Origin of the sequence: Flavobacterium sp. RSP49 (assembly GCF_003968735.1) — a bacterium.
Lineage (GTDB): Bacteria > Bacteroidota > Bacteroidia > Flavobacteriales > Flavobacteriaceae > Flavobacterium.
In genome coordinates this window covers 151,105-164,105 of record NZ_RYDN01000005.1, presented here as the reverse complement: position 1 = coordinate 164,105, position 13,001 = coordinate 151,105, and the positions used below count along the sequence as shown (strand labels likewise).

Here is a 13,001-nt window from a genome sequence, read left to right as displayed (position 1 = left end):
TCAGTATGTTAAGATATTTGTCCGCCGCGCGGACAGTCCAAAGACGAAAGTCACAAGTCCAAAGGAAACTTTAGACTGTAAGACTTCGGACTTTAGACTAACAACCTTAAGGTGGTTATTGCGGCGGGGCTCACCTCTTCCCATCCCGAACAGAGTAGTTAAGCCCGCCTGCGCAGATGGTACTGCAGTTATGTGGGAGAGTATGTCGTCGCCTTTCTTTATTGGAACCCCAGTCTGAAAAGACTGGGGTTCTTTTGTTTATAGATACCACGTGTTCGCCATGCGGGCTCGGTTCGTCGCCTTTCTTTATTGGAACCCCAGTCTGAAAAAGCTGGGGTTCTTTTGTTTATAGGTACGACGTGTTCGCCATGCGGGCTCGGTTTGTCGCCTTTGCTTCCGCCCGTTCGGCTAAAGCCTCGGGTCTTTGAAAACCCCTATTCCGATAGGACCTATCTAAATTTAAATATGTATCTGTCTTAAAGGAGATTAATACAAGTATAAGTACAATGGTAAAGAATTGTAAGACGAGCTGGGGGATCAATCCTAAAACCTGTGGAGCGATAAAAATTAAGCATAAATATTTGTTAGTCTAAAAAGGAAGAATTCTATATTTCTAACCGCTCTGAATTGAGATCTAAACGCTTTTATTTTAGCATTGAATGACTTAGCTGATGAATTTGTGCTTCTATTATCAAAATAGTTTAATATTGTTTGGTAGTGATTCATTATTGATCTTGAGATGATTATGATATTGATATGAGTAGTAGTGTAACTAGTGGCACTTTTGGAGTTAGTAAGGAAATAGATGCTTATAATGCACAGTATTAATTTGAGGGTAATATTGAATATTGTACTTGCTAACTTTACCCGCATAAAAAGTTAAGAATAAAAGCCTTAATTTTAAATTATGAAAAAGAGAACCCAAAATTTATTTTAATCAACCGTAATAAGCGCAAAAAAATGAAGTTATTGTCTAAAACAGAATGTTACGCCAATAAAAAACACTTCTTATTAAAAATAGTTGCTAATTTGAATTTATAAAACCAATCAAACGCTTATTTTTGCGCTATGGCAAAGAAAAATACAGACAAAGTTGTCTTTCATCAAATAAAAGTCCTTGATGCTGGTGCAAAAGGCGTATCGGTAGCAAAGGCTCCCGATGGTAAAGTAGTTTTTATCCCGAATGTGGTTCCGGGTGACGTGGTTGATGTGCAAACTTTTAAGAAGCGTAAGGCGTATTACGAGGGAAAAGCAGTTCATTTTTATGAATATTCGGAGCATCGTGTTGCACCTATTTGCGAGCATTTTGGTGTTTGTGGTGGTTGTAAATGGCAGAATATGAAATACAGCCAACAATTGCATTACAAACAAAACGAAGTGAAAAATCATTTGCAACGCATTGGAAAAATAGAACTTCCTGAATTTGAGTCAATTCTTGGTTCGGAAAAACAATTTTTTTACAGAAACAAAATGGAATTTTCATTTTCGAACAGCCGTTGGTTGACCGAAGCGGAAATTGGCAGCACCGAAGATCTAGGAAATAGAAACGCACTTGGTTTTCACATTCCGAAAATGTGGGATAAAATTCTGGACATCAATAAATGTCATTTGCAAGAAGATCCATCGAATGCCATTAGAAACGAAGTAAGAGACTTTGCCAATGCGCATGGACTGACTTTTTTTAATCCAAGAGCGCACGAAGGTTTGCTTAGAACGCTAATGTTGCGAACCGCATCTACAGGTGAAATCATGGTTTTAATCCAGTTTTTCGAAAACGATAGAACCAACAGAGAATTACTTCTGGATCATCTTTACGAGAAATTCCCGCAAATCACTTCGCTGCAATACGTTATCAATAATAAAGCCAACGATACTTTATACGATACGGATATAAAATTATACAAAGGAAGAGATTACATCTTGGAAGAAATGGAAGGATTGAAATTCAGTATTAACGCCAAATCTTTTTATCAAACTAATTCTGATCAAGCGTACGAATTGTATAAAATAACGCGCGATTTTGCCGGACTTACCGGAAACGAAATCGTGTACGATTTATACACCGGAACTGGAACAATTGCACAGTTTGTATCTAAGGATGCCAAAAAAGTTATTGGAGTTGAAAGTGTTCCTGAAGCGATTAAAGATGCTAAATTAAATGCGGAACGCAATGAAATTACTAATTGTGAGTTCTTTGTAGGTGATATGAAAGTGGTTTTCAACGATAGTTTTATAGCACAAAATGGACATCCTGATGTGATTATTACTGATCCGCCAAGAGACGGAATGCATAAAGACGTAATTGAACAAATCATGAAGATTGCGCCTGATAAAGTAGTTTATGTCAGTTGTAATTCGGCAACACAAGCGCGTGATTTGGCGTTGATGGATGAGAAATACAAAGTGACCCGGGTACGTCCTGTGGATATGTTTCCGCAAACACATCATGTAGAGAATGTTGTACTTTTAGAAAGAAGAAAATAGTGGTCAGTTTGCAGTTTTTAGTATTCAGAACTTAAATTATGGAACACTAAAAACGGCACACTGAACACTGAATAGTATTATATGAAAAAAACATTTGTATTGTTATTGTTTTTCGTTTTCGCTTTCTCCAGTTGTGAGAAAGATGATATTTGTGATGCAAATACCCAAACTACACCAAGATTAGTGATAGAGTTTTATGATTTTTCAAATCCTTCTGTTCTAAAAAATGTAACAAATCTAAAAGTAGTTGGTGAAGGAATGACGGATGGAATTGTTTTTAATGGTCTCCAAACTACCAGTGCAAATAAGATTTCGATTCCATTGAAAACAGCCAAAACTAGCACCAGTTATAGTTTTACGCTGAACTCTGGAAATCCTAATTCGGCATTGGTTGATAAAGATAATATACAATTTAAGTATACTACACAGGAACTTTTTGTCTCCAGAGCCTGTGGCTACAAAACAATATTCACATTGGATCCAACAAATCCATATACCCATACTGATGCAACAACGGCAAATCAAAAATGGATACAATTTATATCGGTTGAAAGAAGTAACATCGAAAATGAAAATGAAATACACATTAAGATCTTTTTTTAGTTTTGGTCTCCTGTTGTCGTTGACTTTGATGCAAGCTCAAGAGAAAACACCTGTAAAAGATAGCACGAAAACTACCCAAACAGATGAAATCATTCCCAAAACTCCATTGCAGCGGGTTGGAATCAATACGTATCCAAAAAATAACGATTCGATTCCCATAAAAACAGATCGCTATGGGATACGTGTAGGAGTTGATTTATTCAAACTAACGCGAGCTTTATACGACCAAAATTATAAGGGAATTGAATTTGTAGCCGACTATAGGTTGACTAAAAAATATTTTTTAGCGGCCGAAATTGGTAATGAAAACAAAACTACAGCTGATGATCGCGTCAATTTTACCACCAAAGGTTCCTACATAAAAGCCGGTTTTGATTATAATGCTTATGAAAACTGGCTGGATATGGAAAATGTGATTTCTATAGGAATGCGCTACGGTTTCAGCACATTTAATCAGGAATTAAACAGCTATCGCATCTACAATGCAAACCCTTATTTTGGTGAAGTCCCGGAAATTGTATCCGGCAAAAAGTTCAATGGACTATCCGCCAGCTGGATTGAAGTGGTGGCTGGAATAAAAGCTAAAGTATTTGACAACGTATTTATGGGATTCAGCCTTCGATTGAACCGATTAGTAACCAATAAAGAACCGGAAAATTTCTCCAACTTATATATTTCTGGATTCAACAGAACTTATGATGGCAGTTTTGGCGTAGGATTCAATTATACGGTGACGTATTTTGTCCCTATTTATAAGAAAAAAGCGGAACCTATTGCAGTCCCAAAAAAGTAGATAAAAAAATAACCGCTAATTTGCTAATTTTTATTTAGTGCAAAAAATTGGCAAATTAGCGGTCACTATTTTAAAAATAGAATGTCTTAGGATTTCTAAACTATCCTATTTCCTTAATTCCTTTCATCAAAATCCACTTCATGAATAATTTCTCTCCGTCTTTGGTTTTTATCGCATGGAATTTTGGTGATAAAAGTGTTCCTATGACAAATGCGGTTAACGGAATCCAGAATCCGGTTAAATTCGTGTAATGTTCTACTACATATCTAGCGGAAATAAATAAGATTGCAAAACATCCCAATTGATATAAGAATGCTCGTATTTGTAATTTAGTCATTTTTTAAGTTTTAAAATTTTTAATTCAAAGGTCGAAAGTAAAAACAGAATACTAGTTTATTCAGCAGTATCAGTTGTTACCTGAAACTTTGTTCTTTTACTGCCTTCATACATTTCGTATTTTACCAAACGGGCTTCTAAGCCGGCATTGAAAAGTTTAATTTTTCTGGAAGGTTTTAGCCCTACATATTTCAAAGCTTCCAAGTTTGCTGTAATCATCCAAGCATTCGTACCAGGATAGTTTTTCTTTAAAGTATCGCCAATGTTTTTATAGAATTCTTCCATGTGAATATCCAATCGCTCATCATACGGCGGATTGAAAACAATATGAAGTTTCCCTTCGGAAGACTTCTCGGTATCAAAAAAGTTTTGTTCGTCAATAGAAATATACTCCTCCAGATTGGTGTTCTTGATATTGTCTTTGGCTTTTTGAACGGCACTTGGTGCTTTATCATAGCCTTTTATGGTGTAATGAAACTCCCTAACGCGTTTTAATAAACTGTCTGAAATACTATCAAACAAATCATTGTCCCAATCGTTCCATTTTTCGAAAGCAAATTCCTTACGGTTGATATTTGCCGGAATATTACAGGCAATCATTGCTGCTTCAGCCAGAAATGTTCCGGAACCACACATTGGATCTAAAAAATCCGTTTGACCGTCCCAACCAGAAAGCAGTAGAATTCCTGCAGCCAAAACCTCGTTTATAGGAGCAATATTGGTAGCAGTTCTATATCCACGTTGGTTCAACGGATTACCTGATGTATCCAGTGCTACTGAAACCTGGTCTTTATCAATATGAATATTGATTCTCAAATCAGGATGTACTTTATCAATGCTAGGTCGTTGCCCAGTTCTCTCTCTGAACTGATCCACAATTGCATCTTTACATTTTTGAGAAACAAATTCCGTGTGGTTAAAATATTCTGAATGCACGGTGGTATCAATCACAAAAGTCTGATTAGCACCAATCAATTTAGACCAATTGACTCCCGAAATTCCTTTGTATAAAGCCTGTTCATTATTAGCCTTGAAAAAATAAATTGGCTTTAGGATTTTCAAAGCCGTGCGCAAAGATAAATTCGCTTTGTACATGAACCCTTTATCTCCTTTAAAACTCACCATTCTTACCCCTTGCTCTACGTTTTGCGCGCCAAGGATTTGCAATTCTTTTGCTAATATCTCTTCAAAACCAAAAAAGGTTTTGGCAATCATTTTATAATTATTTTCCATTTGCGCCCTTTACCCCTCAAAGGGGAAATTGTTATCGTTATATTCGGCAAAAATACACTAAATTTGCATCAATCGAATTAATTGAAAAAGAATAAATGTCTGCAGCACAAAATCCGCCAACTGAAAACCAACTGAAATCAACTGAAAACTGGTATACTTCCTGGTTTGACACTCCATATTATCACATCCTGTACAAAGACCGAAACTATAGAGAAGCACAGATTTTCATGGATAATTTGACACATTATCTCAACTTGCCTGAAAAAGCTAATGTATTGGATTTAGCCTGTGGCAAAGGCAGACACTCTATTTATTTGAATCAATTAGGTTTTACGGTTTTGGGTGCGGATTTATCAGAAAACAGCATTGCCGAAGCTACTAAAAATGCAAATGAAACCCTTCATTTCAAAGTACATGATATGCGTGAACCTTTTGACGAAAAATACGATGCCATTTTCAATTTATTTACCAGTTTTGGTTATTTCGAAAATGACCAAGATAACCTGACTACGCTAATCGCAATCAAAGAAAGCCTATCGGAATATGGATTTGCTGTGATTGACTTTATGAACGTCACCCAAGTTATCGAAACACTGGTTCCCGAAGAAACTAAAACGGTCGAAGGAATCGATTTTCACATGAACCGTTATCTGAAAGAAGGATATTTGTATAAAGAAATTAAATTTGAAGACAAAGGACAAAAGTTTCACTTTACCGAAAAAGTTAAAGCATTATACTTAAAAGATTTTGAGGTATTAATGGAAGAGGCCGGAATTTATTTGTTAGATATATTTGGGGATTATAAATTAAAAAAATTCCACAAGACCGATAGCGAACGCCTTATTATGATTTTCAAATAGTTGTTGGGTTAATTGGTTAATCGTTTATAAGGTTAATCAAAAAAATAAACCGGGAAGCAGATCAACAATTAAACGATTCAACAAAGAATATGAATTACCTTTTACCTTTACTTTCCGTACTTATAGGATATAGTATCGCCTTGGTTTTAAAACCAAAAAATAAAACCAATCTAAAATTACTATTAGCCTTTAGTGGTTCGTTTCTGCTTTCCTTGACCGTAATGCATTTGTTGCCGGAAGTTTATGAAAGTGCAAATCCAACTATCGGACTCTTTATTATGCTTGGAATATTGTTCCAAATTATATTGGAATTTTTCTCAAAAGGTGCTGAGCACGGACACGTACACGGATATGAAACCATGACCCAAATCCCGTGGTTGTTGTTTATCAGTCTTTGCATTCATGCCTTTCTGGAAGGATTCCCGGTAAGCCATCATCATGATTTAGCGGTAGGAATTGCCATTCATCATTTGCCTATAGCCATTATTTTGACTACTTTTTTCATCAATTCAAACCTGAATAAAAAGGCTATCTTTTTCTTCATGATCACTTTTGCAGTAATGACGCCGTTGGGAACCGTTCTATCGGATTATTTGCCTATATTAAATGAGTATTATACTGAAATCACAGCCATTGTAATTGGGATATTATTCCATATCTCTTCCACCATTATTTTTGAAAGTAGTGAAGGACACAAGTTTAACATCGCCAAAGTTTCCATGATCGTGATAGGAATTGCGCTGGCGTATTTTATATAATTTTACAATTTGGGCGTGACCGCAAGGGTCGGGCTATATGTTGCAATCTTTTTTATTCCGCTGTCGCTACATAAAAAAGGATTTCCACTTCTATCCCTCACGCAAGTAATAAAAGTGCGGACACCTCGCAAGTTGTCCCTTTAAAAAACATCAATATGGAATTCACAAAAACCACCGAGCAATCCTCAAAATACGACGATTTAGAAAAAATGTCGATTCAAGAATTGCTTTCTAATATCAATCAGGAAGACAAAACCGTTCCGCTTGCCGTAGAAAAAGCCTTGCCACAAATAGAAACTTTAGTGACTGAAATTGTTACCAAAATGAAACTCGGCGGACGATTATTCTACATTGGCGCAGGAACATCCGGTCGTATCGGGATTCTTGATGCATCGGAATGTCCACCAACTTTTGGGGTTCCTTTCAATTTAGTAATCGGGATTATTGCTGGTGGAGATACCGCAATCCGCAAAGCCGTAGAAAATGCCGAAGACAACACAACTCAGGCTTGGATAGACTTAAAAGCTTTCGAGGTAAATGAAGATGATGTAGTTATAGGAATAGCAGCTTCCGGAACAACACCTTATGTTATTGGAGGATTGCAAACTTGCAACGAAAATAATATTACTACAGGAAGTATTTCTTGCAATGCAGGAAGTCCGCTTTCGCAAACCGCAAAATTCCCTATAGAAGTAGTTGTTGGGTCCGAATTTGTAACGGGAAGTTCCCGTATGAAAGCAGGAACGGCACAAAAACTTGTGCTTAACATGATCTCAACAGCCACTATGATTCAGCTGGGAAAAGTAAAAGGCAACAAAATGGTCGACATGCAACTGAGCAACAGCAAACTCATAGATCGTGGCATAAAAATGATACTGGGAGAAATCTCTGTTTCCTATGACGAAGCTGCGCAATTACTAATTAAATACGGTAGTGTTAGAAAAGCAGTTGATAATTACAAAAAGTAACACTTGTTTTTAACATATCGATTATCTTTGAAAAGTAAACTTTTAAATAAAAAAAAATGGCAACCAACAAAGAACTTTTATCTAAAGGAATCAAATATTTAGCCGGTGCATTGCCGTTGCTGTTTATTGGTCCAATTGTCATTACTAATGCTTTTATGAATCAACACAATGTTTGGCACTATTTAGTTTTAGCAATAGGTATCATTGCCTGTATCAGTGCAATGTTTTTGATGTATTTGGGACTAAAAACAATTATGAAAAGTTTATTTAACGACTAATGGAAAACCTAATTCACGTTCAAAAAACATTCGAAAAAATTATTTACGTCGATAAAAAAGTGAATAACAGAGAATTTGAGGATTGCGTTTTTAGAAACTGCGATTTATCCAATAGTGATTTTTCTTATAGCAGTTTCATGGATTGCGAGTTTATTGATTGCAATCTTGCGATGACTAAATTATCAGGAGCAAGCTTAAAAGGGATACAATTCAAAAACTGTAAATTACTTGGAATCCAATTTGAAGAATGCGATGATTTCTTATTCAATGTAAGTTTTCAGGAATGTGTTTTGGATTATTCTTCGTTTGCCAATAAAAAAATGCCAAAGACAAAATTCATTTCCTGCTCGTTAAGAGAGGTAGGTTTTGTTGGAACCAATCTTACGAGTTCCGTTTTTGATAATAGCAATTTGGATGGTGCTATTTTTAATAATACGCAATTAGCTGGAGCCGATTTTTCAAAAGCAACTGATTTTAAAATTGATCCCGAATTCAATCCGATGAAAAAAGCAAAATTTTCGACACAAGGGATTATTGGTCTTTTGGATAAATACGATATTAAAATACAATAATCTACTACCCCAGATGGAAGTGGAAACCCCGAAAGGCTTAAAGCTACTTTTTCATGGATAAAAAGAGCGACTAAAGGAAGCTCCTTTTTTGTCAATAGAAAAAAAGATTTTAGACTTAGGAGTTGCAACGCACAGCTGGATTAGGTACTAAAAAAATTAAATAATTTTAAAATGAAAAAAATAATATTCCTTCTTCCAATGCTATTGCTTTTGTCTTGTTATGATAAAGAGCGCAACTGTAAAGATTTCAAAACCGGAAAATTTAAATTTGAATATGAAGTAGACGGTGTTAAGAAAACGACTTTATTTGAGCGCAACAACAGTATTGAAATTGAGACTTTTGAGGGGAAAACAGATACAGCTTCCATTCGTTGGATCAGTGATTGCGAATATGTACTGCAAAAACTGCATCCCAAAAACATGGCTGAAGAAAAAGCTATTGGTATGAAAATTTTGACTACATCAAAAAAATCGTATACTTTTGAGTTTGGAATGGTTGGTTCTGATGCCAAACAAAGAGGAACAGTAACAAAGATTTCTGATTAAATATTTAAATCAAACAATTATAACTACGTAAAATGGAAGTATTTTTAAATCCTGATGCTTGGGTAGCACTGTTAACATTGACGTTTCTGGAGATCATACTGGGTATTGATAATATCATCTTTATCTCTATTGTTACAGGAAAATTACCCGTTGAAAAACGCAAAAAAGCGACACAAATTGGTTTATTTCTAGCCATGTTCATGCGGATTGCCCTGTTATTTGGGATTACACTTCTTATTGCCATGAAAGAACCTTGGTTTAGTGTGGATTGGGGTTGGTTCTCCGCTCATTTTAACGGGCAAGCGATGATTTTATTGGCTGGAGGGATATTCTTGATTTACAAAAGCACCAAGGAAATTCACGAAAAAGTAGACCATAAAGGAGAAGAAGAAAAGGATTTAAACATTTCAGCTGCGAAATCATTTGCTAACGTTATTGTCCAGATTTTGTTGATTGACCTTATTTTCTCCGTAGATAGTATTTTGACCGCTGTAGGCATGACTAACGGACTGGAAGGTGCATTGTATATTATGATAACGGCTGTAGTGATTTCTGTTGGGGTTATGATGCTATTTGCAGTTCCGGTTGGAACGTTCGTCAACAACAATCCATCGATCCAGATTTTAGGTTTAGCGTTCTTAATTCTGATTGGTTTTATGCTGATCACAGAGAGTATGCACTTATCCGAAGCAGTATTGGTAGGCCAATCTGTAGGAGCGGTTCCAAAAGCTTATTTGTATTTTGCAATTGCTTTTTCATTGGCTGTAGAGTTTCTGAACATGAAAATGAGAAAGAAAAAATAATTGTTTAGAATAAAAATGCTCCAAATCGGAGCATTTTTTTATTCTAAACTTAATATTATTTGACCGTCATCATCACGGTGAATGTCTGAATCGTCAGCATTTGTTTCGCCTTTTACTTCCAATTCTTCCGGAATAATTTCTTTTGGTGCTTCATAAGGTAAAGAATCCAGGAGGTTTACTTGTTTTAACTTATCAGCGGTTAATTGATTCCCTAGTGCTTTAAATCCTTTAAGTGCAATAAACGATTCTATATTTACAGTTATATTTTCTTTTTGAACGCCTTTCACTTTTGTGAAAACTAATTCAGCTACTGGGCGATACTCTGTTGATACAATTTCAAGATGTGAGTTAGTATGTTCTGTAATAAAACTTTCCTCTTTGTTTTCGGTTTCCACCAAAAAGCGTTTGATGTAGTAGCGTTCTTTTTCGCCGTCATAATAAATGGCTGAAATTGGTTTTTTAGGAATCCATTTTTCTAAAACGACCATATCTTCATCGAAATGAGTAGATAATTCTGGTGTAATTACCTTTACTTTTCCGGATTGCGAAAGAACCAAAATTTTATCATTAGGTCTAAATTCGCCTAACAGTTCTCCTCTTCCATCTACATTAAGTCTTTGGACGGTTTCATCAAACCATACTTTTCGAGGCAATAATGTTGAAATTCCTTTTTCTTTTAATTCAATTTTTTTGATTGGATATTTAGTCACTAAATTTCCCTTAGAACCTCTTCCTTTTATAGCCAAACTCGCAAAATCAATGTCGAATTTTAGTTTTTTGACAGTTCCCACCTGACGCAACATAATGGTAATTACTTCTGCCTCTCCGTTTGGATTACAGGAGAAATACACCACTTGTGATCCCGCACTTTCATTCGTAAGATCATACGCTTTGTCTCTCGTCACGCCTGAAACATTGAAGCGTTTGATGTAAGAAGGTCCTGATTTTCCGTCACGGTAAATCGTATTGTAAATGGTCCGTTTATCACTTTTGTCAAAAATGGCAATATGAATAATATCTTTACCCACAAAGGTTTTCGCATCTACTTTGGTTATCATCATTTTTCCGTCACGCAGAAAAACAATTACATCATCAATATCAGAACAGTCTGTAACGTATTCGTCTTTTTTTAAACTCGTTCCTACAAAGCCTTCTTCTCTGTTTACGTACAATTTAGTATTTCTAAGGACTACTTTCGTGGCTTCTATATCATCAAAAACACGAAGTTCGGTTTGGCGCTCCCTGCCTTTTCCATATTTCTCTTTTAATCGTGTGAAATAGGCTATAGCAAAATCAATCAGATGTTCTAAATCGTGTTTCACTTGTTCAATATCTCCTTCCAGCGCCTGAATTTTATCTTGAGCCTTGTTGCTGTCAAATTTAGAAATACGCATGATTCGGATGTCCAATAAACGCAGAATATCGTCCTCGGTAACGGCGCGTTTCAGGTGTTTAATGTAGGGTTTCAATCCATCATCTACCGCTTTAATGACGCCTTCCTTAGTGGTCTGTTCTTCAATATCACGATAGATTTTATTTTCGATAAATATACGTTCCAAAGAAAGAAAATGCCATTGCTCCTCTAATTCACTCAACTGGATTTCGAGTTCGCTTTTCAGTAATTGGACCGTTCTGTTGGTCGAAATTTTCAACATTGCAGAGACCCCAATGAACAGCGGTTTGTTGTCTTCAATCACACAACCTAATGGTGCCACCGAAGTTTCACAGGCCGTAAAGGCAAACAATGCATCAATGGTTTTATCAGGCGAAACACCCGGAAAAAGATGAATTAATATTTCGACCTCAGCAGCAGTATTATCCTCAATTTTCTTGATTTTGATTTTCCCTTTTTCATTGGCTTTCAAAATACTGTCAATCAAAGTCGTCGTATTGGTTGAAAACGGAATTTGGCTAATTACCAAAGTATTTTTATCTAGCTGACTAATTCTGGCCCGCACACGGATGCGTCCACCACGCAATCCATCGTTATAATTGGACACATCTGCAATTCCCTGTGTCAAGAAATCAGGATATAAAGTAAACGGTTTTCCTTTTAATATTTTTATCGATGAATCGATTAATTCATTAAAATTATGAGGCAATACTTTCGTAGAAAGACCTACTGCGATTCCCTCGGCTCCGGAAGCTAATAATAAGGGGAATTTAACTGGCAAGTTATTGGGTTCTGCCCGTCTTCCGTCATAGGACACACCCCAATCGGTAATTTTTGGAGAATATAACACTTCTAAAGCAAATTTAGACAAACGTGCTTCAATATAACGAGAAGCCGCAGCTCCATCTCCTGTAAGAATATTTCCCCAATTTCCTTGACAGTCAATCAGTAATTCTCTTTGCCCTATTTGTACCATAGCATCACCAATACTCTGATCTCCGTGAGGGTGATATTGCATGGTGTGCCCAACAACATTGGCTACTTTATTGTAACGACCGTCATCCAGCTCCTTCAAAGAGTGCATGATACGGCGTTGCACCGGTTTAAAACCATCTTCAATTGCGGGAACAGCGCGTTCCAGAATTACATAAGAGGCATAATCCAGAAACCAGTCTTTGTACATTCCCGTAACTTTGGTAATGGTATCGTTGCCGTCTTCTGGATTATCGTAAAAATGCTTGCCTCCTGTAGAAATTATATCTTCAAAAGCATCTTCTCCAACTGTATTTTCGTCTTCCTGACCTTCTGGTAATATGTTGTCGTCTTCTTCGTCTTTCATTTATTTTTTGTAAAATACTGTGCCAACTCTATTAA

14 protein-coding genes and 1 rRNA gene are annotated in these 13,001 nt (G+C 36.2%); 11 read left to right on the top strand and 4 right to left on the bottom strand.

The window, feature by feature from the left end; translation table 11 throughout:
• Positions 1-107: 107 nt before the first annotated feature.
• Positions 108-217, top strand: a 5S ribosomal RNA gene (gene rrf, locus EKM02_RS04775).
• 350 nt (positions 218-567) lie between these two features.
• Here rrf and EKM02_RS15150 read toward each other — a convergent pair.
• A complete protein-coding gene (locus EKM02_RS15150; RefSeq protein WP_255416274.1) occupies positions 568-873 on the bottom strand; it encodes a transposase in 306 nt (101 codons plus the stop codon).
• Positions 874-1,068: 195 nt separating this feature from the next.
• Here EKM02_RS15150 and rlmD point away from each other — a divergent pair, with 195 nt between their 5' ends.
• From rlmD to EKM02_RS04755, 3 genes are all read left to right on the top strand, one after another.
• A complete protein-coding gene (gene rlmD / locus EKM02_RS04765; protein WP_126452603.1) occupies positions 1,069-2,484 on the top strand; it encodes a 23S rRNA (uracil(1939)-C(5))-methyltransferase RlmD in 1,416 nt (471 codons plus the stop codon).
• Between the two features lie 81 nt (positions 2,485-2,565).
• Positions 2,566-3,087: a DUF6452 family protein gene (locus EKM02_RS04760; protein ID WP_126452601.1), complete on the top strand. Its 522-nt coding sequence runs from the start codon at positions 2,566-2,568 to the stop codon at positions 3,085-3,087.
• Positions 3,059-3,880 (top strand): DUF6048 family protein, encoded by an 822-nt coding sequence (locus tag EKM02_RS04755; protein WP_126452599.1) that lies wholly within the window; start codon positions 3,059-3,061, stop codon positions 3,878-3,880. The genes EKM02_RS04760 and EKM02_RS04755 overlap by 29 nt, the downstream gene beginning before the upstream one ends.
• A 100-nt stretch (positions 3,881-3,980) precedes the next feature.
• Here EKM02_RS04755 and EKM02_RS04750 read toward each other — a convergent pair whose 3' ends face one another.
• Together EKM02_RS04750 and EKM02_RS04745 are read right to left on the bottom strand one after the other, a co-directional pair.
• Positions 3,981-4,217 (bottom strand): hypothetical protein, encoded by a 237-nt coding sequence (locus EKM02_RS04750; protein WP_126452597.1) that lies wholly within the window; start codon positions 4,215-4,217, stop codon positions 3,981-3,983.
• Between the two features lie 56 nt (positions 4,218-4,273).
• Complete coding sequence (locus tag EKM02_RS04745; RefSeq protein ID WP_126452595.1) at positions 4,274-5,449, bottom strand: class I SAM-dependent RNA methyltransferase; 1,176 nt, start codon at positions 5,447-5,449, stop codon at positions 4,274-4,276.
• Positions 5,450-5,544: 95 nt separating this feature from the next.
• Here EKM02_RS04745 and EKM02_RS04740 point away from each other — a divergent pair, with 95 nt between their 5' ends.
• The 7 genes from EKM02_RS04740 (at position 5,545) to EKM02_RS04710 (ending at position 10,234) form a co-directional block, all read left to right on the top strand.
• Complete coding sequence (locus EKM02_RS04740) at positions 5,545-6,309, top strand: class I SAM-dependent DNA methyltransferase (protein WP_126452593.1); 765 nt, start codon at positions 5,545-5,547, stop codon at positions 6,307-6,309.
• Between the two features lie 89 nt (positions 6,310-6,398).
• Positions 6,399-7,067 carry a ZIP family metal transporter gene (locus tag EKM02_RS04735; RefSeq protein WP_126452591.1) on the top strand — a complete coding sequence of 223 codons (669 nt, stop codon included), beginning with the start codon at positions 6,399-6,401 and terminating at the stop codon, positions 7,065-7,067.
• Positions 7,068-7,222: 155 nt separating this feature from the next.
• The gene (gene murQ, locus EKM02_RS04730; RefSeq protein WP_126452589.1) at positions 7,223-8,035 is read left to right on the top strand and encodes an N-acetylmuramic acid 6-phosphate etherase; all 813 of its coding nucleotides are present in this window, start codon (positions 7,223-7,225) and stop codon (positions 8,033-8,035) included.
• A gap of 56 nt (positions 8,036-8,091) precedes the next feature.
• Positions 8,092-8,313, top strand: a complete 222-nt coding sequence (locus EKM02_RS04725; RefSeq protein WP_126452587.1) for a DUF6095 family protein — start codon at positions 8,092-8,094, stop codon at positions 8,311-8,313.
• Positions 8,313-8,885: a pentapeptide repeat-containing protein gene (locus EKM02_RS04720; RefSeq protein ID WP_126452585.1), complete on the top strand. Its 573-nt coding sequence runs from the start codon at positions 8,313-8,315 to the stop codon at positions 8,883-8,885. Before EKM02_RS04725 ends, EKM02_RS04720 begins: the two co-directional genes overlap by 1 nt.
• A 171-nt stretch (positions 8,886-9,056) precedes the next feature.
• Positions 9,057-9,431 (top strand): DNA topoisomerase IV, encoded by a 375-nt coding sequence (locus EKM02_RS04715; RefSeq protein ID WP_126452583.1) that lies wholly within the window; start codon positions 9,057-9,059, stop codon positions 9,429-9,431.
• Positions 9,432-9,463: 32 nt separating this feature from the next.
• The gene (locus EKM02_RS04710) at positions 9,464-10,234 is read left to right on the top strand and encodes a TerC family protein (protein ID WP_126452581.1); all 771 of its coding nucleotides are present in this window, start codon (positions 9,464-9,466) and stop codon (positions 10,232-10,234) included.
• A gap of 38 nt (positions 10,235-10,272) precedes the next feature.
• On the opposite strand, the gene EKM02_RS04705 is transcribed toward EKM02_RS04710, so the two are convergent.
• Positions 10,273-12,966, bottom strand: coding sequence for a DNA gyrase/topoisomerase IV subunit A (locus EKM02_RS04705; protein ID WP_126452579.1), 2,694 nt, complete (start codon positions 12,964-12,966; stop codon positions 10,273-10,275).
• Between the last annotated feature and the right edge of the window lie 35 nt (positions 12,967-13,001).